Source organism: Bacillus sp. TE9106W (assembly GCF_054062215.1).
Window position 1 is genome coordinate 25,722 of record NZ_JBSSFA010000015.1, and the last position, 24,014, is coordinate 49,735.

The 24,014-nt window shown below is 34.7% G+C and carries 31 protein-coding genes, 4 pseudogenes and 1 riboswitch; of the genes and pseudogenes, 27 read left to right on the forward strand and 8 right to left on the reverse strand.

The features are described from left to right. Positions 1-15 precede the first annotated feature (15 nt). Both ACVWY7_RS22045 and ACVWY7_RS22050 read left to right on the forward strand, forming a co-directional pair. Positions 16-549, forward strand: a complete 534-nt coding sequence (locus ACVWY7_RS22045; protein ID WP_000941979.1) for a DinB family protein — start codon at positions 16-18, stop codon at positions 547-549. 101 nt (positions 550-650) lie between these two features. After that, the gene (locus ACVWY7_RS22050; RefSeq protein ID WP_000038254.1) at positions 651-767 is read left to right on the forward strand and encodes a DUF6254 family protein; all 117 of its coding nucleotides are present in this window, start codon (positions 651-653) and stop codon (positions 765-767) included. 11 nt (positions 768-778) lie between these two features. On the opposite strand, the gene kinB is transcribed toward ACVWY7_RS22050, so the two are convergent. Then, a complete protein-coding gene (kinB, locus tag ACVWY7_RS22055; RefSeq protein WP_003159138.1) occupies positions 779-1,987 on the reverse strand; it encodes a sporulation sensor histidine kinase KinB in 1,209 nt (402 codons plus the stop codon). A gap of 207 nt (positions 1,988-2,194) precedes the next feature. Continuing rightward, a riboswitch (PreQ1 riboswitch) is annotated at positions 2,195-2,238 on the forward strand. Between the two features lie 93 nt (positions 2,239-2,331). Here kinB and queC point away from each other — a divergent pair. The 4 genes from queC to queF are packed head-to-tail and all read left to right on the forward strand — an operon-like array spanning position 2,332 to position 4,710. Next, positions 2,332-2,994, forward strand: coding sequence for a 7-cyano-7-deazaguanine synthase QueC (gene queC, locus ACVWY7_RS22060; RefSeq protein WP_000711596.1), 663 nt, complete (start codon positions 2,332-2,334; stop codon positions 2,992-2,994). After that, positions 2,994-3,485: a 6-carboxytetrahydropterin synthase QueD gene (gene queD / locus ACVWY7_RS22065; RefSeq protein ID WP_456523976.1), complete on the forward strand. Its 492-nt coding sequence runs from the start codon at positions 2,994-2,996 to the stop codon at positions 3,483-3,485. The genes queC and queD overlap by 1 nt, the downstream gene beginning before the upstream one ends. Next, positions 3,478-4,194, forward strand: coding sequence for a 7-carboxy-7-deazaguanine synthase QueE (queE, locus tag ACVWY7_RS22070; RefSeq protein ID WP_000036288.1), 717 nt, complete (start codon positions 3,478-3,480; stop codon positions 4,192-4,194). The genes queD and queE overlap by 8 nt, the downstream gene beginning before the upstream one ends. An 18-nt stretch (positions 4,195-4,212) precedes the next feature. Continuing rightward, complete coding sequence (gene queF, locus ACVWY7_RS22075; protein WP_000918895.1) at positions 4,213-4,710, forward strand: preQ(1) synthase; 498 nt, start codon at positions 4,213-4,215, stop codon at positions 4,708-4,710. 55 nt (positions 4,711-4,765) lie between these two features. Here the strand turns inward: queF and ACVWY7_RS22080 are convergent, their stop codons facing one another. Continuing rightward, positions 4,766-4,951 (reverse strand): YkvS family protein, encoded by a 186-nt coding sequence (locus ACVWY7_RS22080; RefSeq protein ID WP_001165081.1) that lies wholly within the window; start codon positions 4,949-4,951, stop codon positions 4,766-4,768. Positions 4,952-5,212: 261 nt separating this feature from the next. On the opposite strand from ACVWY7_RS22080, the gene ACVWY7_RS22085 reads away from it, so the two are divergent. Together ACVWY7_RS22085 and ACVWY7_RS22090 are read left to right on the forward strand one after the other, a co-directional pair. Next, positions 5,213-5,368 carry a hypothetical protein gene (locus ACVWY7_RS22085; RefSeq protein WP_000486156.1) on the forward strand — a complete coding sequence of 52 codons (156 nt, stop codon included), beginning with the start codon at positions 5,213-5,215 and terminating at the stop codon, positions 5,366-5,368. Between the two features lie 88 nt (positions 5,369-5,456). Beyond that, positions 5,457-6,059: a histidine phosphatase family protein gene (locus ACVWY7_RS22090; RefSeq protein ID WP_000703121.1), complete on the forward strand. Its 603-nt coding sequence runs from the start codon at positions 5,457-5,459 to the stop codon at positions 6,057-6,059. A 35-nt stretch (positions 6,060-6,094) separates the two neighbouring features. On the opposite strand, the gene ACVWY7_RS22095 is transcribed toward ACVWY7_RS22090, so the two are convergent. Then, positions 6,095-6,673: a GNAT family N-acetyltransferase gene (locus ACVWY7_RS22095; RefSeq protein ID WP_000619533.1), complete on the reverse strand. Its 579-nt coding sequence runs from the start codon at positions 6,671-6,673 to the stop codon at positions 6,095-6,097. A gap of 245 nt (positions 6,674-6,918) precedes the next feature. Between ACVWY7_RS22095 and ACVWY7_RS22100 the strand changes: the two genes are divergently transcribed. The 15 genes and pseudogenes from ACVWY7_RS22100 to ACVWY7_RS22170 all read left to right on the forward strand — a co-directional run bounded on the left by ACVWY7_RS22100 (position 6,919) and on the right by ACVWY7_RS22170 (position 18,036). Beyond that, the gene (locus tag ACVWY7_RS22100; RefSeq protein ID WP_000356683.1) at positions 6,919-7,113 is read left to right on the forward strand and encodes a hypothetical protein; all 195 of its coding nucleotides are present in this window, start codon (positions 6,919-6,921) and stop codon (positions 7,111-7,113) included. A gap of 26 nt (positions 7,114-7,139) precedes the next feature. Next, complete coding sequence (locus tag ACVWY7_RS22105; protein WP_000502216.1) at positions 7,140-7,457, forward strand: hypothetical protein; 318 nt, start codon at positions 7,140-7,142, stop codon at positions 7,455-7,457. A 476-nt stretch (positions 7,458-7,933) separates the two neighbouring features. After that, positions 7,934-8,293, forward strand: coding sequence for a class Ib ribonucleoside-diphosphate reductase assembly flavoprotein NrdI (gene nrdI, locus ACVWY7_RS22110; RefSeq protein WP_000959450.1), 360 nt, complete (start codon positions 7,934-7,936; stop codon positions 8,291-8,293). Beyond that, positions 8,280-10,004: pseudogene (gene nrdE, locus ACVWY7_RS22115) on the forward strand (class 1b ribonucleoside-diphosphate reductase subunit alpha); the annotation flags it as partial. The gene nrdI and the pseudogene nrdE, both read left to right, overlap by 14 nt. Before the next feature lie 531 nt (positions 10,005-10,535). After that, on the forward strand, positions 10,536-11,036 hold the full coding sequence (locus ACVWY7_RS22120) for an HNH endonuclease (RefSeq protein WP_249211541.1): 501 nt from the start codon (positions 10,536-10,538) through the stop codon (positions 11,034-11,036). A 72-nt stretch (positions 11,037-11,108) separates the two neighbouring features. After that, positions 11,109-11,489: pseudogene (locus ACVWY7_RS22125) on the forward strand (hypothetical protein); the annotation flags it as partial. 154 nt (positions 11,490-11,643) lie between these two features. Continuing rightward, a pseudogene (locus tag ACVWY7_RS22130) lies at positions 11,644-12,222 on the forward strand (ribonucleotide-diphosphate reductase subunit beta); the annotation flags it as partial. A gap of 201 nt (positions 12,223-12,423) precedes the next feature. Next, positions 12,424-12,525 (forward strand): annotated as a pseudogene (locus tag ACVWY7_RS22135) (nuclease); the annotation flags it as partial. A 123-nt stretch (positions 12,526-12,648) separates the two neighbouring features. Beyond that, complete coding sequence (locus tag ACVWY7_RS22140) at positions 12,649-13,050, forward strand: ribonucleotide-diphosphate reductase subunit beta (protein WP_000864959.1); 402 nt, start codon at positions 12,649-12,651, stop codon at positions 13,048-13,050. A 216-nt stretch (positions 13,051-13,266) separates the two neighbouring features. Further along, positions 13,267-13,647, forward strand: a complete 381-nt coding sequence (locus tag ACVWY7_RS22145; protein WP_000687504.1) for a GntR family transcriptional regulator — start codon at positions 13,267-13,269, stop codon at positions 13,645-13,647. Beyond that, entirely contained in the window at positions 13,644-14,342 is a 699-nt protein-coding gene (locus tag ACVWY7_RS22150) for an ABC transporter ATP-binding protein (protein ID WP_000137724.1), read from the forward strand. Before ACVWY7_RS22145 ends, ACVWY7_RS22150 begins: the two co-directional genes overlap by 4 nt. After that, a complete protein-coding gene (locus ACVWY7_RS22155) occupies positions 14,339-15,127 on the forward strand; it encodes a hypothetical protein (RefSeq protein ID WP_000804804.1) in 789 nt (262 codons plus the stop codon). Before ACVWY7_RS22150 ends, ACVWY7_RS22155 begins: the two co-directional genes overlap by 4 nt. A gap of 14 nt (positions 15,128-15,141) precedes the next feature. Further along, complete coding sequence (locus tag ACVWY7_RS22160; RefSeq protein ID WP_073522420.1) at positions 15,142-16,044, forward strand: ABC transporter ATP-binding protein; 903 nt, start codon at positions 15,142-15,144, stop codon at positions 16,042-16,044. Continuing rightward, positions 16,044-16,820, forward strand: a complete 777-nt coding sequence (locus ACVWY7_RS22165) for an ABC transporter permease (RefSeq protein ID WP_000916002.1) — start codon at positions 16,044-16,046, stop codon at positions 16,818-16,820. Before ACVWY7_RS22160 ends, ACVWY7_RS22165 begins: the two co-directional genes overlap by 1 nt. A 202-nt stretch (positions 16,821-17,022) precedes the next feature. Then, positions 17,023-18,036 (forward strand): CPBP family intramembrane glutamic endopeptidase, encoded by a 1,014-nt coding sequence (locus ACVWY7_RS22170; RefSeq protein WP_073522421.1) that lies wholly within the window; start codon positions 17,023-17,025, stop codon positions 18,034-18,036. 29 nt (positions 18,037-18,065) lie between these two features. On the opposite strand, the gene ACVWY7_RS22175 is transcribed toward ACVWY7_RS22170, so the two are convergent. Together ACVWY7_RS22175 and ACVWY7_RS22180 are read right to left on the reverse strand one after the other, a co-directional pair. Further along, the gene (locus ACVWY7_RS22175) at positions 18,066-18,248 is read right to left on the reverse strand and encodes a DUF3913 family protein (protein WP_000707107.1); all 183 of its coding nucleotides are present in this window, start codon (positions 18,246-18,248) and stop codon (positions 18,066-18,068) included. Positions 18,249-18,348: 100 nt separating this feature from the next. Further along, positions 18,349-18,801: an Lrp/AsnC family transcriptional regulator gene (locus tag ACVWY7_RS22180; protein WP_001175495.1), complete on the reverse strand. Its 453-nt coding sequence runs from the start codon at positions 18,799-18,801 to the stop codon at positions 18,349-18,351. 63 nt (positions 18,802-18,864) lie between these two features. Here ACVWY7_RS22180 and ACVWY7_RS22185 point away from each other — a divergent pair, with 63 nt between their 5' ends. The 3 genes from ACVWY7_RS22185 to ACVWY7_RS22195 all read left to right on the forward strand — a co-directional run bounded on the left by ACVWY7_RS22185 (position 18,865) and on the right by ACVWY7_RS22195 (position 20,388). Next, the gene (locus ACVWY7_RS22185; protein ID WP_139242218.1) at positions 18,865-19,356 is read left to right on the forward strand and encodes a carboxymuconolactone decarboxylase family protein; all 492 of its coding nucleotides are present in this window, start codon (positions 18,865-18,867) and stop codon (positions 19,354-19,356) included. After that, complete coding sequence (locus ACVWY7_RS22190) at positions 19,349-19,903, forward strand: cysteine hydrolase family protein (protein ID WP_001064623.1); 555 nt, start codon at positions 19,349-19,351, stop codon at positions 19,901-19,903. Before ACVWY7_RS22185 ends, ACVWY7_RS22190 begins: the two co-directional genes overlap by 8 nt. Positions 19,904-19,989: 86 nt before the next feature. Then, complete coding sequence (locus ACVWY7_RS22195; protein ID WP_000435202.1) at positions 19,990-20,388, forward strand: SseB family protein; 399 nt, start codon at positions 19,990-19,992, stop codon at positions 20,386-20,388. Positions 20,389-20,415: 27 nt separating this feature from the next. Here the strand turns inward: ACVWY7_RS22195 and ACVWY7_RS22200 are convergent, their stop codons facing one another. Beyond that, on the reverse strand, positions 20,416-21,336 hold the full coding sequence (locus ACVWY7_RS22200) for a S66 peptidase family protein (RefSeq protein WP_456523977.1): 921 nt from the start codon (positions 21,334-21,336) through the stop codon (positions 20,416-20,418). 115 nt (positions 21,337-21,451) lie between these two features. Here ACVWY7_RS22200 and ACVWY7_RS22205 point away from each other — a divergent pair, with 115 nt between their 5' ends. After that, complete coding sequence (locus ACVWY7_RS22205) at positions 21,452-22,546, forward strand: NAD(P)H-dependent flavin oxidoreductase (protein WP_000495244.1); 1,095 nt, start codon at positions 21,452-21,454, stop codon at positions 22,544-22,546. A 17-nt stretch (positions 22,547-22,563) separates the two neighbouring features. Here the strand turns inward: ACVWY7_RS22205 and dltD are convergent, their stop codons facing one another. Both dltD and dltC read right to left on the reverse strand, forming a co-directional pair. Beyond that, entirely contained in the window at positions 22,564-23,739 is a 1,176-nt protein-coding gene (gene dltD / locus ACVWY7_RS22210; protein ID WP_001030261.1) for a D-alanyl-lipoteichoic acid biosynthesis protein DltD, read from the reverse strand. After that, on the reverse strand, positions 23,736-23,975 hold the full coding sequence (gene dltC, locus ACVWY7_RS22215) for a D-alanine--poly(phosphoribitol) ligase subunit DltC (RefSeq protein WP_000807310.1): 240 nt from the start codon (positions 23,973-23,975) through the stop codon (positions 23,736-23,738). The genes dltD and dltC overlap by 4 nt, the downstream gene beginning before the upstream one ends. Positions 23,976-24,014: the final 39 nt, after the last annotated feature.

Consider the following 24,014-nt stretch of genomic DNA (forward strand, 5'->3'; position numbering starts at 1 on the left):
AGGGGGGAAAGAAGTATGCTTCAATCTAATATGGATGTGAGTTTAGAAAGTTTGGTGAGCTCATTACAGTCTACCCGAAGCACGCTATTATCAGAAATTGAAATGTTAAATGATACAGAAGTGAATGTAAAACCACGCCGTGATAAATGGAGTATTATTCAAATTTTGCATCACTTGCATTTAGTTGAACAATCTGTCACGTCTGCCCTTGTATATGCCTTACAAAAAAATGAAAGAAACACGACTCCATTTAAAGATCTCCAACTTACGCTGGATCGCACACATAAACGAGAAGCTCCTCAGCAAATGAAACCAACAGAAACGCTAATGAAAAAACAGCAAGGAATCCAATTACTAGAACATTCACGACAAGAACTATTACACGCGCTTCATAGCGTTATAGATGAAAAAGACCTATTTGAAAATGGATTAAAGCATCCTGTTTTTAATGATCTGAATTTATATCAGTGGGTTCAATTTCTTGATTTGCATGAGCAAAGACATCTTACGCAGTTAAAAGAAGCGAAACACGCAATTTTACAGCGATAATCAGAAGGAAGTGGGAGACCGCTTCTTTTTTGATACGTGCATAGTTTTCTTTCTTATTTTGGAATACTACATGGAGAAAGATAAGAAGGAGTTGAAAAAGTATGTCCAAGAAAAAGAAAGAAGAAGAGCGAGCTTGGAAAGCACGTAAAGAAAATCAAAAACCACATGGCAAAGTGAAAGCTTTTGCTGAATTAGTTGAAGGAACAGAAAAAACGTGATGAGTATTTCATCACGTTTTTTGTATGAGTGGAAAAGTTAATAAGAAGGTTGTACCAGTACCTTTTTCGCTTATAATATCAATTTTTCCATTCATAGCTTGAACAACACTGAATACGACCATCATTCCAAGACCGGTACCTTTTTCTTTTGTTGAGTAGAAAGGGGATCCAAGGCGTTTTACTTGTTCTTGATCCATACCAACTCCTGTATCTTTTATATATAACTGAATATGCTTATGATCAGGAACTAATGTGAAATAAAGATCACCGCCTTTTGGCATAGCCTCAATGCAGTTTTTTAAAATATTTAACAAGCATTGATTTAGTTTTTGTTTTTCTCCCGCGATAAAAAAAGAAGTGCTTTGCTTTATATAATGTGTACGCACATTTGTTAAATTAGCAAGCGGTGTAATTAACGATAATGCGTGCAGCAGCTCTTCTTCTAACTGTAATCTTTGTTCTTTTTCAATACTTGGTTTTGCAAAGGTTAAATAATCTGTAAGAACGTGGTTTGCTTGTTCGATTCCGTTGATGGCTATGTCGATATATAATTTTCGCTCCTGCTCAGTGCATGTATCTGATTGTAAAAGTTGTAAAAATCCTTTCGTTGAAGTTAACGGATTGCGAATTTCATGAGAGATAGACGCTGCCATTTCACCAATTAAATGAAATTTTTCAGCATTCATAAGTTCGTTTTGGAGTCGAACTTGAGTTTGTAATATGTGTAGTAAATATAAAATAAGAATCGTACCCAGTATCGTACATAACTCATACACAATAATATGTGGTATATAATCAGCCTTGTTTGTAACCTTGGAAAGGAAGAAAGGTATCCAACTAAATCCGTATATGAGACTGTAGATAATAGCAAGTGTTATTTTTATACGATTAGAAGTTCGATTGAAAAATTTGTATGTAAATAATAGGACAATAAATAGAAGGATAGAACCGATAAGTGATGGGAAAACACCTATTCCTCCTAATAAGAAGCGGTATATATTTAATACAACTAATATAGATCCACCAGCAATAGGACCTCCGGTTAATGTACCGACAATTAATACGATATGACGCATATCAAATTGAAATCCGTAAATTGTTTTTGCTGCGAAAGTTATACATAGTATAGTAACGAGGCAACATAATACAATAAATATTGCTGAGTTTAATTTAGGAGAACGTTTCCCTTTTTGATTCCAAAATAAATGGTATACGAGCATTGTAACAAGGATGAATAATATATTTAAAAAGAGATAAATAATAAAGGATTTCAGTGGGACGCCTCCTCTCTTCTTACATTAAATTAATCATACTATAAAATGAAAGAAATGAAATGAAAAATAGCGGAAAAATCAGAAAATTTTTCTGGTAGTATACAATATGTTACAATAAGCTTTGTCAATGAAAGAAGGAATTCCGTGCAATGCACGGGAGAGGTTCGCGAACTCCCTCTATAAAAAACTATGGAAACAACAATATCTTTAGGTATTGTTTTGTTTTTTTATTGTGACAGTTCAAGAACGTTCTTTCTTCTTATTCGTAGTAGAGAAGGAGAATGAGTGAAATGAAAAAAGAAAAGGCAGTTGTTGTTTTTAGTGGAGGACAAGATAGTACGACATGTTTATTTTGGGCAATAGAGCAGTTTGCAGAAGTAGAGGCTGTAACGTTTAATTACAATCAACGTCATAAGCTAGAAATTGATTGTGCAGCGGAAATTGCAAAAGAGCTAGGAATTAAACATACGGTACTAGATATGAGTCTATTAAATCAACTTGCTCCAAATGCGTTAACGAGAACGGATATGGAGATTACACATGAAGAAGGTGAATTACCATCGACGTTTGTAGATGGACGAAATTTACTATTCTTATCATTTGCTGCTGTATTAGCAAAACAAGTTGGAGCACGTCATATTGTAACGGGTGTATGTGAAACTGATTTTAGTGGTTATCCAGATTGCCGTGACGTGTTTGTGAAATCGTTAAACGTTACTTTAAATTTATCCATGGATTATCCGTTTGTGATTCATACACCACTTATGTGGATTGATAAAGCGGAAACATGGAAATTATCAGATGAACTTGGAGCATTCGAGTTTGTTAGAGAGAAAACATTAACATGTTATAACGGAATCATTGGTGATGGTTGCGGTGAATGTCCAGCATGTCAACTTCGTAAAGCAGGATTAGATACGTACCTACAAGAACGCGAAGGAGCGAGTAACTAATGGATAATTTCTTTGGATTTCGCATCGTAGAAAATTTGCAAAAAATGGACAAGGATATTCAGCGTAAACAGCTCAAATATCATAATAAAAGAGTAATGGTCAGCAAGGAATTTACATTTGATGCAGCACACCATTTACACTGTTATGAAGGGAAATGTAAAAACTTACATGGTCACACATATAAAGTAGTATTTGGGATTAGTGAATATGTAAATGAAATAGGTCTTGCAATTGACTTTGGAGATATAAAAGAAATTTGGAAGAATGAGATAGAAATTTATTTAGATCATCGTTATTTAAACGAAACGTTACCAGCGATGAATACAACAGCTGAAAATATGGTCGTTTGGATTTATGAAAAGATGGCAGAAGCGTTAACAAAAGATAATCGTGCGAACGAATATAAAGGAGCTCGTGTTGAGTTTGTTCGTCTGTTTGAGACTCCAACTAGTTATGCGGAAGTAAGACGGGAGTGGATGCTCGATGAGTAAAATCCCAGTCTTAGAAATATTTGGTCCGACTATTCAAGGTGAAGGAATGGTTGTAGGACAAAAGACGATGTTTATCCGTACAGCTGGCTGTGATTATAGCTGTGCTTGGTGTGATTCTGCTTTTACGTGGGATGGATCGGCTAAAGATCAGATTAGACAGATGACAGCAGAAGACGTTTGGAATGAGCTTGTAGAAATTGGTGGCGAAAATTTTTCTCATGTTACGATTTCAGGTGGAAATCCGGTATTGCTGAAAAATATTGAGTTTCTTCTTTCTATATTAAAAGAGAATGGAATGCGAACGGCAATCGAAACGCAAGGGAGTAAATGGCAAGATTGGTTACTTCAAATTGATGAGATAACGATTTCTCCGAAGCCACCAAGCTCGACAATGAATACTGATTTTCAGAAGTTAGATGATGTAATTCAGAAACTAGCAGGAAAAGATATTAGTTTAAAGGTAGTAGTATTTGACGATTATGACTTCGAGTATGCAGTTAAGATGCACGAACGTTATCCAGATGTGCCATTTTTCTTACAAGTAGGGAATGATGATACAAAAACTGTAGATGATGCGATGTTAATTAAAAAGTTATTAGATAAGTATGAGTGGCTGATTGAAAAAGCAGTTAACCGTAAAGAAATGAATAATGCAAAAGTATTGCCGCAGCTTCATGCGTTAGTATGGGGAAATAAACGCGGAGTATAATGAGAAGGGATGTTTAAAATGGCAGGAAGATTAGATGAAGATTTAAAAGATGTAACATTATTAGGGAATCAAAATACAAAATATTTATTTGAATACAGTCCAGAAATTTTAGAGGTATTTGATAACAATCATCCAAACCGTGATTATTTTGTTAAATTCAATTGTCCTGAATTTACAAGCTTATGTCCGAAAACAGGCCAACCGGATTTTGCAACAATTTATATTAGCTACATTCCAGAACAAAGAATGGTAGAGAGTAAATCTTTAAAGCTATATTTATTTAGTTTCCGCAATCACGGTGATTTCCATGAAGATTGCATGAACGTTATTATGAATGATTTAATTAAATTAATGGATCCACGTTACATTGAGGTATGGGGGAAATTCACACCACGTGGAGGGATTTCAATTGATCCTTACTGCAACTACGGTCGTCCAGGAACGAAATATGAACAAATGGCAGACTACCGCATGATGAACCATGATCTATATCCAGAAACAATTGACAATCGTTAATATATAATAGAAAGAAAGGATCTGTATAACATACAGATCCTTTCTTTCTATTATATTATGCATTTTGATTAATGACAGTATAGTTTTTATGACTAACAACTGTAAGAGGTTCCATATCTAGTTCTCTAAAATTCTCCATAATTGTTATATCCACAATAACAGAGTTTTGATTTACTTTTTGAACACGGCCTTGCATTCCACCTTTAAATTCAATGATATCTCCAGTTTCTGCGATCTGCATAAGCAACTCTCCTTGTTACAGTTTTTCCAAAAAAGAATAATTTGGGATTTTTTATTTCCCTTTATTTTGAACTATGTTTCCTATTTTGTAAATGTTTTCAAAGTAAAAATTCGAAAAATATTCACTTTTTGTAAGAAAATATGTAGAAAAGTCATGTTTTTTGAAAAAAAGAAAGGTTTAAATGCGTGCATTTTTATATAGGGGTATAATAAAAATATACAATAACCTACTAAAGTAGGAGAAACTAGAGGCGGTAAAATGATGTTTCAATTTGTGGGGAGTATTATAGCATTAACTTTATTTGTATTTTCTTATATGCATTTAAAAAAGATTCGTCATCATGAAACGACTACATATTTTGATGGGATGGATGGGATATATGCTGGGGTCACACATGAGAGTGGCGGGGATATGTAAAGTTGTATAACTTTCTTTTTTTGCGTGGTATGATATGTAAAAATAGTACATAATAGAGTTCGTAAGTGATGAATGGAGAGTGGAAAGAATGAAGATTTCTTTTATTCGTCATGGTCGCTTAGAGCGTACTATAGAACCAATGACGGTTACATCCTTTCATGAATGGATGAAAGGATATGACTTACATACTATAAAAGAAAAAGCATCTATACCATTGGAAACAAGGGAAGCGGTTGAAGCAGCAAAATTGATTGTAACGAGTGATCAAAGGTGTGCTGTACAGTCAGCAGCTGAATTAATGGATTCTTTATCGTTTATACAAAATTCTCTCTTTAGAGAAGCGGCGGTTCCCACGGGCTTTTATGCTCCGAAATGGATAAAATGCAAACCTAACGTATGGATATTTATCGGACGAACATTATGGATACTTGGTTACCATAAAGATGTTGAGTCCTATAAGGAAGTAAGAGAGAGGGCAAGACAAGCGGCCGACTTATTACATCGTTACGCTCTCGTGCATGGAAGTATTGCTCTTGTAGGTCATAATTATGTGAATGGAATGATTGGTGCCGAACTGAGAGCGATGGGATGGTCTGGTTCTCCTATTTTGCACAGAGAGCCATGGGGATGTACAACATATACGTTTCATGAGGCGATGAATGGGAATGTATTAAATACGAATTTAACATAAAAGCACACGATTTATATAGATCGTGTGCTTTCTTTTTAAGATATAGAAATTTTGATGTTCAATGGTTTTACGAGATGTGCATAAGGTTCGCCTACAAGCATAACGATTTGATCTTTTTTATAACCTAGTTTTTCGTATAGTGAATAGGCACGTTTGTTTTCTAAATTAACAAGTAACGCGATTTTTTTATGCTCCTTTTCAGTTGCATAAATTTCAGCAGCTTTAATTAATTTAGAACCAATTCCTTTTCCGCCATATACACTTGAAACGGATAAAGTATCAATGTAATATTCATCAAGTTCAGCTTCTTTTTCTAACGTAATCGATTCATCTTTATGTAATTCTCTTAAATGGTGTACAATTGGTGCATCAAGCATTGTTGCTTCACTACCGTGATAAGCGACAATAACTCCAACTGCACCCCCGTCTTGCTCATATACAAAACAGTTTTCATAGCTTAGTCGATTTTTCTCTTTTGAGAACCATGTTTCAAGTCCTAGTAATACTTCTGTCTCAACTGTGCTACCTGTGATTTTTTCAGCAATTTCGTGCAGAGCGTTATACAATAAAGGTGCTACCAGTTTCGCATCTGTCTTTTTTGCTTTCCGAATCATAGTATCCCTCCTAGTTCTATTCATATATTGTAGCATAGCGGTGTGAAACTTTGCATAATTGAATGTCGAAATGTTTGATATAGAGAAGTAGCTATGTTAGTATATGATATTTAGTGGACATATACTAAAGAGATATCTTTTGAAAAATAATGAAAATGAAATGAAGGTATAGCATCTGGATAATTTTACAGTTGTTGACCTATAGAATATAAGATAAAATAAAATATTGCATAGAGGTGAAATACATGGATAAAGAATTAGCAAATACAATTTTGGATCAGCTGAAAAATGGTGAAATAAAGGAGTATGTTGTTACGAAAGATGTATTTTATACGTTCAGAGAAGTTTTAGTAAATCGAGAAGACTTTAAACATTTCATTGGTAACGCACAGCGCGGCGGACAGGTCATTTATACATATTCAGAAACGCCACGTTCGTAACTAGAAGAATATAGGGGAGGAGACTTATGGGCGATTTTAAACAAAGCATATTACCGCATTGGGATTATATGTGGAAAGATAGAGCGGGCAACCGATTTATGGGGATGGTCATGTATCCAGAGAAAAGAAAGTGTTCCACAAAAATGCTTCAGAAAATAAAAAGAGCATATGAAGAGGCTGTAGAAATTAAAGTAACTGTACAAGTTCAACATACGTATCAGTACATAGAAGGAATGATTGTATACTTTGATGAAGAAGCTCCTGTATGTACAATGATTGATAAAGATGAAAATCCGCATCATATATTTGTAAAAGATATTTTGCGTATTGAGCACTCTGAATAATCTTTTCATAAATAAGTTGAATTTCCATAATAATAATCTTTTTCTATAATAGCTATCTTTTAGTATGTAACGCGAACCGAAACTATATGTATAATATTTAATAAAGTAAAATTGATAAATGTAATCGTTTTTTAGAACAGATTATCGTTTCATGTCTGTTCTTTTTTGCGTGATGCTGGAGAAATATATTCCTCCAGCATTTGCCGTTTTATGACAAAATATATTGGTAACTTTTTTAAAAATAAGGTTAAATTCGTTGACAACTTTTTTGAAAAGCACTTTATTGACATGAGTTTTAGAATGTTGTTTCATAGTCATTGTATTGAAAAAAATCGACGGTCTTGTCGAAAAGTAAAAGTTAAAAAAAGAAAGAATTTATACATATATCTTGTGTCTTATTTTGAAACGTAATACAATATATAGAGAAATCAAGAAACAACATACAGAGAGTATAGATTGAAAAGGGAGGGTCGGAAATGTTAGTTGCATATGATTCTATGACAGGAAACGTAAAGCGTTTCATCCACAAATTAAATATGCCGGCCGTTCAAATTGGTGAAGATCTAGTAATAGATGAAGACTTTATTTTAATTACGTATACAACAGGTTTTGGCAATGTACCAGAACGTGTTTTAGAATTTTTAGAGCGCAATAATGAAAAATTAAAAGGCGTATCTGCAAGCGGCAATCGTAACTGGGGAGACATGTTCGGTGCAAGTGCTGACAAAATTTCTGCTAAATATGAAGTGCCTATTGTATCAAAATTTGAGTTATCAGGAACAAATAACGATGTAGAATATTTTAAGGAAAGGGTGCGGGAGATTGCGACACATTGAACTGAATAATGAAATCACGCAAATGCAGGACGGTTTTTATCAGCTTCATAAAGATAAAGAGGCATTAGAAGTCTTTATGGAAGAAGCTAGAGAGAATACCGTTCATTTTAATAGCGTGGCAGAGCGAATGGAGTATATGAAAGAACATGATTACTATTACAACGTTCTGGACGAGTATAACTTGGAGGAAGTAGAAGAGGTATATAACATCGCTTATGGTGAAAACTTCGAGTTCCAATCTTATATGGCAGCATCTAAGTTTTACAAAGATTATGCGTTAAAAACAAATGATCAAAAACAATACTTAGAAAGCTATGAAGATCGTGTAGCAATTGTGTCATTATACTTAGGACGCGGTGATGTTGCGAAGGCAAAACAATTCGCAAGCATGATTGTCAAACAAAACTACCAACCAGCGACACCAACCTTTTTAAATGCGGGAAGAAGCAGAAGAGGAGAAATGGTGTCTTGTTTCTTGTTAGAGATGGATGATAGCTTAAATTCAATCGGCTTTAACATTAATACTGCAATGCAATTATCAAAAATCGGCGGGGGAGTAGCTTTAAACTTATCTAAGCTACGCGCACGTGGTGAGCAAATTAAAGGTATCGACAACGCTGCAAGTGGTGTAGTACCTGTTATGAAGTTACTTGAAGATTCGTTTTCATATGCGAATCAGCTTGGCCAACGAAAAGGTGCCGGCGCAGTATACTTAAACATTTTCCATTGGGATATTATTGAATTCCTTGATACAAAAAAAATAAATGCCGATGAGAAGAGCCGTATTCAGTCTCTATCAATCGGAATTATCGTTCCAAGTAAGTTCTTTGAGCTTGCTGAGAAAAACGAACCTTTCCATGTTTTCGCGCCTTATACGGTGTATAAAGAATATGGAAAGCATTTAGATGACATTGATATTGATGAAATGTACGATGAATTAATGAGCAATCCGAAAGTGAAGAAGAAGCCGCTAGATATTAGTGCACGTGATATGCTGATTAAAATTGCTATGATTCAGCTGGAGTCTGGTTATCCGTACTTAATGTTTAAATCAAATGCAAATAACCAACATCCATTGAAGGATATTGGAACTGTGAAGATGTCCAACTTGTGTACAGAAATCTTCCAGCTTCAAGAAACTTCTGAAATTAACGATTATGGTACAGATGACATTATCCGTCGTGATATTAACTGTAACTTAGGATCGTTAAATATCGTAAATGTAATGGAAAATAAAGAAATTCGTGAAGCAGTTCATGCGGGAATGGAAGCTTTAACAGCTGTTTCTGATATGACAATCATTCCGAATGCACCAACTGTGAAAAAAGCAAATGATGAGCTTCATTCAGTAGGGCTTGGCGCAATGAACTTACACGGATATTTAGCAAAAAATAAAATCGCTTATGAAAGTGCAGAAGCGAAAGAGTTCGCTCGTACATTCTTTATGATGTTAAATTACTACTCTATTGAGAAAAGTATGGAAATCGCTAAAGAAAAAGGCGAAACATTTAAAGACTTCGATAAATCTGATTATGCGAATGGCGCATACTTTGAAAAGTATGAAACGATTGATTATAGCCCAGTAACTGAAAAAGTTCAGCAACTATTTGCCGGAATTCATATTCCTACAAAAGAAGATTGGAATCAATTAAAACGACAAGTAATGGAGCATGGTTTGTACAATGCGTTAACATGTAGCGCCCCTAGACAGTGATGTTTAGAGGAAAACGGCTTATATGCAGGAAAGTCCTAAGAGTTCTTTCTACCAAGTACACATAGAAATGTGTGTATGGCGAGGGGTAATGCCTAAGGTACGGTAAAAAGGAAAGAAATTGGATGATCTGCAGGGAAGTACCTAAATCAAATTGACAAGGTAAACCCTCAACGACTACCATAGCCGATTCTTATTTTGTGGTTTGCCTCAGGGGAGGCTTCTAATGTGAAAGACATTTTCGAAATTAGAGACTATACGAAAGATAAAAGAGGAAGATTAATTTGGATATCATGTCTCATATGTAATAGAGACTTCCAAATACCGTATATACATCGTAAAGCTATTAAAACTTGTTGTAAGTACTGTCAAGAATTAAAGATTTCATGGGCGAAAAACAAAGGTAAATATAGACTATGTAAAGTTTGTAATAAGCCTATTTGGTGTCAACCTCGTAAAACTCATGAATATTGCTCAAAGCAATGTAAAAATTTGGCCGTAACAATATACTCGTGGAAAAGGAATTCTACTATGCCATATACAGGTAAGAAAAAGTACTATGGACCAAATTGGTTAATGCAGCGTAGAAGAGCAAGGAAACGGGATCAATACAAATGCCAAATTTGTGGGATTCATGAGAAAGAGTATGGACAAGAACTATCAGTACACCATAATAAGCCTTTTGTTTACTTCGAATCTTACGAAGAAGCTAATCGACTTCAAAATCTTATTTCTCTTTGTGAATCATGCCATAGGCAGGTACATAAAGGGGAGCAACATCCTTCTTCGTTTTGCTTAGACAAAATAAAATTTACAAATCATCGTAACGTGGTTTGGACGCAACAGCAGAAGAAGGCACAACAAGTTTTAGAGTTACTATTAAACACCGATTTATCTTTACGAGAAATCTCTGATCAAACTGGATTGTCATACGGAAATGTCAGACGAATGTATAGAGGGGATTCATGGAAAATGTTATATGAACGTTCTCCTCAATCGATTCGACCTAGAAGAAAAAATAAACACAATTAAGAATATGGAATAGTCTACTCCCACTTCATATAAGAAGTGTTAAAGTGTCTCGAAAGAGAGGGTATGTAGGATCGTCTTGCCATTGCTCCGACACAATCGATCAGTTACGTTCAAAATGCAACTTCAAGCGTAATGCCGATTGTAAGTCAAATCGAATCAAGAACGTATGCGAATGCGACAACATATTATCCAATGCCGTATTTATCAAAAGATACGTTCTGGTACTATAAATCTTCTTACGATATGAATCAGTTTAAATTAATTGATTTAATCGCAGAAATTCAAGAACATATTGACCAAGGAATTAGTACAATTCTTTACGTTAATAGTGATATTTCAACACGTGAATTAGCACGTTACTACATCTATGCACATAAAAAAGGCTTAAAGAGTCTGTATTATACGAGAACACGTAAATTAAGCGTGGAAGAGTGTGTGGCTTGTACCGTTTAATGGCATATTGCCATACTAAATGAATAACCCAATAGTATGAGCAGGGTTATGAACCCTGCTCATACTTGGTTTGTTCTACTAAACGGTTAGCTTTTCATTGTTAGATGGAAATTTAACCGTTCAGTAGAACAATAATAGATATAGGGGTGATTCAATGCGCGCTGTTAACTGGAATAAAAAAGAAGATGATTTCAGTTTAATGTTTTGGAAGCAAAACATCGCTCAGTTTTGGACAGAAGAAGAAATTGCGGTTTCGTCTGACAAAAATACTTGGGTGCAATTATCAAAAGAAGAGCAAATTGCTTATAAGCGTGTATTAGGTGGTTTAACACTTTTAGATACGAAACAAGGTGGCGAAGGGATGCCTCTTGTACTTGTTCATCTTGAAAATTTACAAGCAAAAAGTGTATTAGCTTTCATGGGTGCTATGGAAGAAGTACATGCGAAGAGTTATAGTCATATTTTCACAACGTTAGCTACTGAAGAAGAAATCGATGAGATTTTTGACTGGGTAGATACTCATCCGTTACTTGAGAAAAAGGCTGGTATTATTACAAGTTACTATCGTCGTTTATTAAAACCGGAAGTGACGAAAAAAGAGTTATACATGGCAATGGTAGCAAGTGTGTTCTTAGAAAGTTACTTATTCTATAGTGGATTCTTCTATCCACTTTACTTAGCTGGTCAAGGAAAACTTACGGCGAGTGGTGAGATTATTAACCTTATTATCCGTTAACTTATAGCGGCTTTTGGTAGAGATACCAATTGAAAAACCCTTTTAATTGCTGGGAACCCCTATTGTAAATTTATCTGTTTTATTATTGATGAATATATACATTCAGGTTATTCTCTAACTATCAATAGATGGAAAGGAGAATAGCTGATAGGGCAATCAGCAGCGAAGCCTTTATCTAGCGATAACATGTACGGAAGTATTAGACACCGAAAACTGTATAAACAGTGGTGGGTGCGATACGTAGATAAAGGAACGTTCAACGACTATCCCATTGGCGGTGAAATTCCGCAAGAGGAGTAGGGCCAAGCGGTGGGTGAGAATCCCTTAAATCGAAATGGAGGGCTACCTGAGAAGGTAGATGATATAGTCTCTTCTTACAGGAAACTGTAAGCTGTATAAACGGCATAGAAGTAGCGAATCTATGTGAAGGTAAAGGATGAGTCAATTCACGGCGTATTCGTCGGTATTTTAGCACAACAAACCTTCGCGGAACTTTCTGCAGAAGATCAACAAGAAGTGCAAAAAGAAACGCAAGAGTTATTAATGGAACTATATGAAATCGAAATGGCATACACAGAAGAAATTTACACTTCTATCGGTCTTGTAGAAGATGTAAATCGTTTCGTTCGTTACAATGCGAATAAAGGGCTTATGAACTTAGGACTTGAGCCGAAGTTTGAAGAAGAAGAAATTAACCCAATCGTTTTAAATGGTTTACGTACAGATACGAAAAACCATGATTTCTTCTCTGTAAAAGGAAATGGTTATGTAAAAGCGACGAACGTTGAAAAGTTATCTGATGATGACTTCGTGTTTAATTTTTAATATATGATCATAAAGAAAAGCTGTCTTATTCATTGATAAGACAGCTTTTCTTTATGGTTTTGTTTACATAACACTATTATTTTCGTATAACGATTTCTGTTTAAAAAATTCTATCCAGCTAACGGATAGAATTTTTTTGTAAGTAAATGGGTATTTACAATCCTTTTGTATCGGTGTATTATTTAACTAGTACACCGATACAAAAGGAGGGAAGAAATGAAAATAGAGTTTTCTCCAAATATACCAATTTACATTCAGGTAATGGAATACATAAAAAAAGAAATCGTAACAGGACATTTATTGCCTGGTGATAAAATTCCCTCTGTACGTGAATTAGCGAGTGAATTACAAGTAAATCCAAATACGATTCAGCGCACATTTCAAGAGCTAGAACGGGATGGCGTTGTTGTAACGCGTAGAGGAATGGGACGATATGTAACGAATGAAGGGGAGAAAATTATGGAGCTGCGAAAAGAGATGGCGAAAGAATTACTTCACTCTTTTATAGATGGAATGGACAATTTAGGTTTTTCAGAAGAAGAAATTCTTACAATTCTTCGTTCTTCATTACATGAAAAAAGGGAGGAGAGCGAATGACAGAGTTATTAAAAATAGAAAACTTATGGAAGAGGTACGGATTGAAAGCTGTGATCCGTGAATTAAACATAGAGATTACTGAAGGGAAAATTATAGGGCTTGTTGGAGATAACGGGAGCGGGAAAACGACGTTATTGAAAATGATTGCCGGCTTACAGCACCCTTCTGAAGGTAGCATTACAATCGTTGGTAAAAAGGTAGGATTAGAAACAAAAGAAATTGTTTCTTTTATGTCGGATAAACCAGTATTTGATGATTGGATGACTGTAAAAGATTCTTTATTTTTCTATCGAGATTTCTACAAAGACTTTGATATTCAAAAAGCGGTAGATACGATTGCGGAGTTTAAAATACCGTTAGAAGAAAAAATTACAGCTTTATCAAAAGGTATGGTTGAAAAGCTACAAATTATTTTAACATTTTCGAGGAAAGCGAAGTTATACGTACTAGATGAACCGCTTGGCGGGATTGATCTCGTTTCTAGGGAACACGTACTGGAACTTATTTTACAGTTTTATCGAGAAGATTGTACGATACTAATTTCGACGCACTTAATAAATGAAGTTGAAAATATTTTTGATGAAGTGATCTTTTTAAAAGATGGAGAAATTGTATTGTATGAAAATGTAGAAGAGTTACGTTTTCAGAGAGGAAAAGCTGTTACAGAGGTGTTTAAGGAGGTGTTTAGTAGATGAAGCCGAGCTTAATATATATGTACAACATAAATAAAAAACAAATAATTATTTCTTTGTTATCATTTATATTCGTTGTCGCTGTAGCTTTCGTAAGTTTGGGAAATTATATTAAGCAAGAATCAGGAGAAGTAAGACAAACAATTATAGTTAGTTTCGTTATTCTAGTATATATAACTTTTTTAGCAATGATAGTTATTCAAGCGGTGTCTGCATTTGGAAAAATGACTGAAAGTACATTATTTCGGTTAACATCGATATCCGGTAAAAAGATTGTTTTAGCAATATTGTTATACGCTGTAATTTATTTACTTATTTTCGAATTAATAGGATCTATTTTTTTATATGGTATTTCTATGAAAATAATAAAAGGTACAGAGCTCTACGAAGTATTATTTACTCAAAGTGTATTCAATCCACTAAAGCACCTCTTTAGTACTATGTTATATGTATTTAATTTATCTAGCATATTGCTAGTATTACTTTTTTCAGTAGCAAGCGTTAAAGTGTTTTCTTTGAAAAAGAAGAAGTTAAAATATCCACTGGTATTTTTCTTATTTTTACTAGTAACAAAATTATTAGGTACTATATATGGAATGTTGGGCGGTCTTGCACCTGCTGCACCTTTAATAAAAAAATTAGTATATATAGATGATTCATCAGAAGTGAATGTGTTGCTCTATTCAGAAAAACTTATGAATTTATATAGTATTGCTTTTTCAATCGGTATATTTGTTTTACTTGTTTATATAACAGGTCGCATAATCGATAAAAAACTAGAAGTTTAAAGGAGGAATCGAAATTGGGAAACGTAGTAGTAAAGTTAGAGAATGTTCGAAAAAAGATTGGTGGAACGGAAATTATTCGCGGTTTATCATTTGAAGTTCGCGAAGGGGAAGTGTACGGGTTCCTTGGACCGAACGGTAGCGGTAAGACAACAACAATCCGTATGATGACAGGTCTTATTTCAATGACAGAGGGCGATATTACAATTTGTGGTCATAGTATTCGTACGGAGCGTGAAAAGGCGCTAGAGCAAATTGGAGCGATTGTAGAAAATCCTGAACTATATGATTATATGACAGGAATGCAAAACTTAAAGCATTTTGCGAACATGGCAATTACACCAATTAGGAAAGAGCGCATTGCTGAAATTGTAAAGCTTGTTGAGTTGGAGCATGCGATTCATAAAAAAGTGAAAACATATTCACTTGGTATGAAACAACGTTTAGGAATTGCACAGGCATTACTGCATCAGCCGAAAATCTTAATTTTAGATGAGCCGACAAATGGATTAGATCCAGCTGGTATTCGCCAAATTCGTGATTATTTACAACGTTTAGCGAAAGAAGAGAATATTGCTGTAATCGTATCAAGTCACTTATTAAGTGAAATTGAACTCATGTGTGATCGCGTCGTTATTATTAAGCAAGGTGAGTTTGTACAAGAGTATAACTTACATGAACAAGCAAAACATGATGAGACAGTAGTTGTAGTGTTTGAAGTAGATCAAGTACAGAAAGCAAATGAAATCGTTCAAGGTAAGGCGCAAGGAAATGTCATTGTAGTATCTGTAATGAAAGAAGAAATTCCACAACTTGTAAAGAAACTTGTGAATGACGATGTGCTTGTATACGGAGTTACCGTTCAAAATAAAACGTTAGAGGATGAGTTCTTAGCGATTACAGGGGGAGTGAAAGCGTAATGTTGAAATTAATTCAAAATGAATTTTTAAAGTTGCATGCGAAAAAAGGTATGTATATTTTAATTGGTGTTATTGCAGTATTGGAGATTTTGGGAGTTTTAGCGATGCTGAAATGGGGAGACGGAACTGAATTTAAAGGATCCTATTTAGATTTTGCAAGTTCAGAGATTAGTTTAATTACTTTGTTTGCAACGATATTTGGAATTACGATTGCTTCTCGTATGATTACGGATGAGTTCCAAAAAGGTACAATTAAGCAGTTATTAATCCGTCCAAGAAAACGAATGACAGTTTTATTCTCTAAATATATTACAGTATTACTTACTATAGTATTTATCATATTTGCTAACATGATCATTTCAATGATTATTGGTGGAATTGTAATGGATGGTAGTAAAACAGAATTAACGTTAGGAATTGTAATGAAATCTACTTTATATCAAGTACTTTCACCGCTCTTCTTTGCGACGCTTGCATTTTTCTTAGCAAACGTATTTAGAAAATCTGTATTACCATTAATTATTACGATGTTCCTGTTCTTCTTACAAGGAGCAATTAATATGGTATTAATGATGTTTGCAAAAGGTGTAGCAAAGTTTGTAGTATTCTTCCATTTGGATTTAAGAGCTTACGATAGTAATAAATTAATTAGTGGCGGAGTAGAACCTACATTCACAGAATTTACATTTACAACTTCATTATTACTTGTAGCTGCATACTTTGTTGTATTACTTGTAGCATCAAGTGCATTATTCCAAAAACGTGACGTATTATAATAAAAGAAATCCCCGCTTGTAAAAACGGGGATTTTTATTACATAACTTGCTCAGGTAGTGCAACTTGAAGAGCAGTAATATAGTATTTTAAGAGATATGTTGTTTGAAAGTAATTGAGAAAAATAGGAAGAGTTTCAACTATATTCATATTATAATTTAGTTATCCGACCATTTACTTTTACTATCTTTGGAGGTGTTCTATATGCATTATGCATTTTCACGTATAAGGCTACGTAGCTTTTTTGGATGGATGATTATAGGATTGTTCCTTACAATGATCCCATTAAGTCTAGTAAATGTTTCTGAGAATGCGATGGAGGTTATTTCACAAATAACTGTGTTTTTTGTATTTCCGTTACTTTGGTTATACGTAAAAACAAATAAAAATAATATTGTATTTAATAGTTTTTTTGACAAGCGAGGACGTTTAACGTGGGGATTAATTGTGTTAGCAACGATAATGGGAATGATTTTTTCCGTTGGTATATCTCATATTCAATTTTACATATTAGCACATACGTTACCGAATTTCTTAGTTACTATGTTAGAAGACGGAACTGTTATTAATACGAGTAACATATATATGACGATATTTACTTTCATTTCAGCATGTGTATTAGCACCTATTATGGAAGAGGTTATTTTTAGAGGTTTCTTTTTACAGCGAATGGCTTATAAATGGGGGATTAAAAAAGCTGTCATTATATCTTCACTTATTTTTGGCCTAGGACATTTTGATGTTATTGGTGCGTTCATGTTTGGGGTTGTGATGTGTCTGTTATACATAAAGACGAAAAATATATGGACGAATATAGCTGTACACGCTTTAAATAATTTAATTGCAACAAGTATGCAATTTATCGGTGGAGAAGAGAGTAGCGCAATTTCAATCCCTGAATTACAAGCGCAAAGTAATTTATGGATCGGTATCGGTCTTACAGTTGTTGGATTACTTTGGTTAATTCCTTACGTCTGGAAACAATGGCGTACCGTAAAAGAAGTGGGTGTGCCACCAGTGCGCTTTATAAATGAGGAAAAAGTAGTGAGTGCATCAGAAGGAAATGAAGTGTATAGTCAAGTGATTGTAACAGATAGATTGATGGCTGTAGAGCTACCAGATGAGGCTGTAAATAAGCTCCGGTTAGAAGAAAATGATTATGTAACAGTATCTGTAGAAGAAGATAAAATCGTTATAAAGAAAGCGCATGATAGATAATTAAAAAGTAGCTCCTTAGGAGCTACTTTTTAATTTGTAATAATTTCCACACGGAAATTATTGCCGTTCTTTACATATTTAATATCTGTAACAGTGCGGACTGTTTTTAAAATCTCAACTTTTTCACCAATTCGAGGGATAGTCGGAACATTGTCCCAAATGCCAAGCAAGTCATCTAATTGCGCCGTTTTTTCATAAAACCAGATTTTCAATGTAAAGCCCCTTTCTCGAACTTTATGTATTTTAATACATAATATATTATTTTTATTCTTATTGTAAGGGGTTTTTATATATTTTATGAATAAAAATTAATTAATCTTCTGGGAAGATATGTTCAATATCAGGAGTAAGAGATATTTCTGATAATACGATATGAGAAACAGTCGTCGCGTATGAAGAAACATCATTAATAAATTCTTCAAGTTCAACAAGTGAAGGAACAGAGATTTTTACAATGTAGCATAAACTCCCTGTTACTCGGTAACAAAAACTTGCAGATGGATAGGACTGAATAAACTGTTGCATACGTGTTGTATCACCATTTTTTAAAGTGATTTCTAAAATACAATCTAAAACAAGTCCTGCTTTTTTATAATCGATATCGATTGTATACTTTTGAATCACGCCTTCACTTTCGAGTTTACGAACACGTTCTGCAGTAGACGGAGCAGATAAGTTTACTCGTTTGGCCAATTCGCGCATGGAAAGGCGACTATCATTATATAATTCATTTAAAATTTTTCGATCAACACGATCTAGTTGCATGTGTAAATATACCTCCAGTAAAATGATTATTTTTGTAAAGGAAAAATATAAATTAAGATTCATATGAAATGTAAAGAGAACTTTATTTATTTTACAATAAAACTGAAAGGAATAGGAGGTAAAATAATGGAGAGAATTTCATTATCAAACGTAGGAGATACAAAGTTTCAAAAGTTATTAGGCCATAATCCGGAAATATTACATTCGTGGAGTACATTAGAAAATACACTGTACAATAAAGGAACTCTTTCAGCAGAGTTAAAGGAACAAGTGAGAAGAACATTAGCGTACGGGAATGAATGCCCGTACTGTATGGCAAAGGGAAGGCCTGCTGATATGCAAAAGGTAGAAGAAATAAGTGTAGCCGTTACTTTTGCTCATACATTTGTTCATGACAAAAAGGCGATAGATGATACTATGTTTCATGTATTGAAACAATATTGGACGGAAAAAGAAATTGTAGAACTTTGCGCTTATATATGTTTTATTACTGCGTCACAACAACTTGGTTTTCTATTTCAATTGCAGCCGAATGAAGGAGGAAATGATGAATAATCAAATAGCACTTATTATAATTGATGTACAAAAGGCGTTTCAATTACCATACTGGGGTGAGAGAAATAATCTTTTTGCTGAAGAAAACATGAGAATGTTATTGGAAGAATGGAGAAAAAGGAAACAACCAGTTTTTCATATTCAACATGTAAATAAAGAAAATGATCAGTCGATGTTTTATGAGGGAGCAGAAACGGTTAACTTTAAAGAAGAAGTGAAACCATTGTCAGGTGAAGTGGTTATTCAGAAAACCGTTAACAGCGCGTTCATTGGAACAAATTTAGAAGAGCAATTAAGAGAAAACAAATGTAATGCAGTAGTAATTGTAGGATTAACGACAAATCACTGTGTGGAGACTACGACACGAATGGCAGGTAATTTAGGATTTACAACGTATTTAGTGAGTGATGCAACGGCTACTTTTAATCGTAAAGGTCTAGATGGTAAAGAGTATAGTGCAGAAGATATTCACAATATGACACTTGTAAATTTACATGAAGAGTTTGCTACGATTGTGACGACAAAAGAAGTATTAAAATTATTTTAAGAAAATAATTGCGAATTATGTAGAAAAAAATAAGAATATTTCGTATAATTTAAGTACAATCATTTTGAAAATAGGGGTGGCATCATATGGAGCAAATTCCGGTAAAGAGAATAGAAGAAGTACTTGTTGTAGCAGGGGATGACAAACAAAAGCAAAAGGAATTTTATGAATTGCTCTTATCTACTGAGTTTTATGTTGCTGGCTCACTAGAAGCAGAGGAAGGGGCAACAGAAGGGATACTTCGTTTGCGTCATTTCCAAGGAGATGGTAGATGGATCGTTCCGTTCTTTACACAAATGGAATTTGTAAAAGATGTGTTGCCAGAAGGAACGCCCCTTATTACGATACGTGGGAAAGAATTATTTGGTAGCATTGAGAAAGATGCCACAGCCGTATTAAATGTCGGTACTGATATAAGTAAAACATTTATTCCCGAAGAAATTGCAGATATCGCATCTGGACGAATTTTTAACTATTATAAATAAAAGGAAAAGCGTAATCGCTTTTCCTTTTTAATTTGAACACGGGGTGGCTACACCAGAAGAAATAGAGAGTGTTTTATTATGTGTACTTATTGTAGCTGTAGCTCCAAGAGGAATCCCAATGTTTGGGCTTATATGTCCAATCGGTAAATCGAATAGGACAGGTATATGATACGGTGCGAAATATTCATATAGTATCGTTTGCAATGATTGAGATGGTTTAGAAGGAGTACAGTCGTGACAGCTTGTAAAAATAACACCATTGCATTCATTGAATTCTCCAGATAAGAGTAGTTGATTTAACATACGATCAACGCGATACGGTTCTTCCCCAATGTCTTCAAGTAATAAAAGTTTATTGGCTGTATGTACCTCGTAGTGTGAGCCAATTATGCTCGTTAGCACTGCTAAATTCCCTCCAACTAATTGACCTGTAATTGTACGGGAAGAGCTAGGTACGATACATTCTGACGCAGATAAAATGGTTGAATACGGATGAAATAGTTGGTTGAAAGAAGATAAAGAAAGAGAATCTATACCTTTCCCTAATTCTTCAACCATTGGGCCATGAAAAGTAATAAGCTTTGCATAACGTGAAAAGGCAGTATGTAAAGCTGTAATATCGCTATATCCCCAAAAGATTTTTGGATTTTGCCGAATGATTTCATATTGAATGTAAGGGAGGAGACGAGCACTACCGTAACCACCTCGTGCACAGAAAACGGCCTTTACCTCATGACTTGAAAATGCTTCATGTATATCATCAAGCCGGACTTGATCCCTTCCAGCTAAATATCCATATTTCTCATAAACACTCTTCCCGATTACTACAGATAAACCCATTTCTTGTAATACCTTTACACCTTTTAATACATTTTCAATTGTTGGTGGGCCGGACGGTGCAATAATCATTACTGTATCACCTTGTTGTAATGCATTTGGATATATCATTGTTTTCAGCCTCCTTCACTTTCAATATATTCGCTTCATAGGAAGTTCAACCCTTGTAAAAGAAGGGAAAAGTTTGTCAAATAAAGAAGATATAAAGAGAATAGGAGGAGAGATGATGTTTACAAGTCGAGTCATAGATTTATTACAAATTAAGCATCCCATTATTCAAGCAGGTATGGCGGGTGCGATTACGACGCCAGAACTTGTTGCAACTGTAAGTAATAGCGGAGGATTAGGAACGCTTGGGGCAGGCTATATGAGCCCAGAACAAATTCGTGAAGCAATTTATACAATAAGGGAGCTAACAGATAAGCCTTTCGGTGTTAATTTACTTTTAACGAAAGAGATACAGATAGAAGAAGAGAAGATAAACTTGGCAAAGGGATTACTTAGCGGAGTGAATAGAGAATTCGGTATAGAGGAAGAAGAGCATTTAAAGCTTCCAAAAAGTTATAAAGAACAATTACAAGTGTTATTAGAAGAAAAAGTACCAGTCGTTAGCTTTGCGTTTCAAACGTTAGAAAAAGAAGAGATAAATGATTTGAAAAGAAGTGGAATAAAAGTCATCGGCACAGCTACTCATGTGGCAGAGGCGAAAGTGCTTGCTGAATTAGGAGTAGACATTATTGTCGGTCAAGGTAGCGAGGCAGGAGGGCATAGAGGAACGTTTATCGGGAAAGAACAGGACGCTATGATTGGTACGTTTGCATTAATTCCGCAGTTAGTAGCAGCAGTTCCGCATATCCCGATTGTTGCAGCAGGTGGTGTAATGAACGGGCAAGGGCTTGTTGCGGCATTTACACTGGGAGCAGAAGCTGTTCAAATGGGATCAGCCTTTTTAACGAGTGAAGAAAGTATTACGCATGATGTGTATAAAGAAGCAGTTTTACATAGTACAGATACGAGTACAACTGTAACTCGAGCGTTTTCCGGGAAATATGCACGCGGTATTCGTAATGAATTTATAGAGAAGCATGAAGGGAAAGAAGAAGGGCTTCCGGTGTATCCGGTGCAAAATGTATTAACTTCTAAAATACGCCAAGAAGCAGCAAAACAAAATAATGGAGAATATATGTCGCTTTGGGCGGGACAAGCGTCGTCATTAGCACGAATAGAATCAGCTCAGCATGTAGTGGAGCGAGTTATGGAAGAAGCAAATAACGTAATCGAACAATTACAGAATGTATATAGAAAAAGACCACTTGAATAATTCAAGCGGTCTTTTCATTAGTTTGCTTTATAAAATTGTTGGATGGCCTCATCGATATAAACCCAGCCTTTCCAACCTAAGTGCATATGATCTTTTAAGAAGTATTTATCATACTCATGATTTGAGAAGTCGGCAATTGGATAGCCAGCTTTCTCAATTTGCTCATGAACTTTCTTATAATACAATTCGCGTCGTTCTTTCGGGAAGCCAGCGTAATCGTACCAAGGCCCTTTTACAGGAACAGAGATGAAGAGTGGTTTTGCACCAGATTGTTTTAATAAATCAAGTACAATTTGTAAATCTTCATATTCTGGCGATTGATCATAAGAATCATTTTTTAAGTAGCCTTCACGTTGCTTTAATTTCTTTTTGATTTTGCTATTAAAGTAACCATCTTCGATACCATATTCGTTAGATCCAGATTCTGCTGCACCTGTTTGATCTGCATGTTTACGAGCTTCATCCCAGTTCATTTGTTTTAATGAAGGATCAAGTTTTTCTTTGTGCGGTTTAATATTAAACATTGCTGTAAATAAATCTTTACGATCTAAAATGTTACGGTAAATATAAGCGAAAGGTTTAGCAGCAAGCGCTTTTACTTTATACTTCGTATCATCGTAGGCGATACCTTCAAGCGAAATTTTTAATAAAGTTTCTTTCTTAACGATTTCAAAGTTTAATAAACGTTTTGCAATTTGCTTTTTCATTTCAGGTTTTACATCATCGTTAAAAATGAAGTGGTAACCTTGTTGCTTTGAAAAGTTAGGTGCAAAGTGCGTTTCATCAATACCTTGTGGTACAAACCATTGCGGAGAAAGAACGAATACCATTTTCTTATCTTTCAATTGATCCATTGTAGATGCAAAGTTTAACACATGTACAAGGTCTTGTGTTCCACCGCGCCCAAGTAGGAATGGTGTGAATCCTTCAGGTTTTACTTTGAAATAATTCGATGGATGGAAAGCATCCATACGTGCGAATTCCGATGAACCGTACATCGGAAGGTATTTCGGGTCTGCTAACATCTTTTGCTGTAAAATCATACTTTGAATCTTTTCTTCTTTTAAAGAAGTCGCAGCTTGTTCTACTTTCTCGTCACTTAAAAGCGGGAGTAGAAAGCGCGTCGGAATAAGTAGGAATACAGCAAAAAGGGCCAATGCTAAAAGCATCGGACCAAATTTTGCTTTGTTCATCGGATTTCTTCCAACTTCTTAATAACCATGTTTGGAGTAGCCCACTCGTCACGATCAAAATCAGAAATAGAAACTTCAATATCTAAACGCTCTTGGAATTCAACTAATAAAGATACTACAGCGAAAGAATCAAGAATACCTTCTTCAAATAATTGAACATCTAAGTTTTCTTTTACAATATCGTTTTCACATACTTCTTCTAAAATATCTAATACTTGCTCTTTAAATTCTGCCATTTTTAAAATCTCCTTTATATCCGAAATATATTATATGTG